We start from the raw sequence: 705 nt of genomic DNA on the forward strand, positions 1-705 counted from the left end.
TATCACTTCCATTATCAATATCAGCCTGTGTGGCTTCATAGGTCGCGGTATAGGTCCAGGTCTCATCGACTTCCATAATGTCATTGGAGTTCGAATCTCCACTTACATAGGCTGGTCCAGTGGTTGCCTGAGGATCTACTACAGCGACATTGGTCAAACTGGTATTCCCTGTATTGTCCACCACAATATCACTTCCATTATCAATATCAGCCTGTGTGGCTTCATAGGTCGCGGTATAGGTCCAGGTCTCATCGACTTCCATAATGTCATTGGAGTTCGAATCTCCACTTACATAGGCTGGTCCAGTGGTTGCCTGAGGATCTACTACAGCGACATTGGTCAAACTGGTATTCCCTGTATTGTCCACCACAATGGTATAGGTTAGCGTTTGCGGAGCAGCGATATCAGTCGGTGCTACGGTATTAACTAYGGTCAGTGTTGGCGATTGAGTAATAGTGGTTGTTGCATCATCAGTTACCGCAGTAGTTACTTCYGTTGTAGTTACACTGGCAGTATGTACAATATCACTTCCATTATCAATATCAGCCTGTGTGGCTTCATAGGTMGCGGTATAGGTCCAGGTCTCATCGACCTCCATAATGTCATTGGAGTTCGAATCTCCACTTACATAGGCTGGTCCAGTGGTTGCCTGAGGATCTACTACAGCGACATTGGTCAAACTGGTATTCCCCGTATTGTCCACCA

General features: G+C 46.2%; 1 protein-coding gene. It reads right to left on the minus strand.

What is annotated here, in order from left to right:
* Positions 1-705, minus strand: a 705-nt coding sequence (locus tag FGM01_RS14450; protein WP_423738355.1) for a DUF7507 domain-containing protein, incomplete at both ends; no start/stop codon positions are given.

It is taken from the genome of Christiangramia sabulilitoris (genome assembly GCF_007050985.1).
Lineage (GTDB): Bacteria > Bacteroidota > Bacteroidia > Flavobacteriales > Flavobacteriaceae > Christiangramia > Christiangramia sabulilitoris.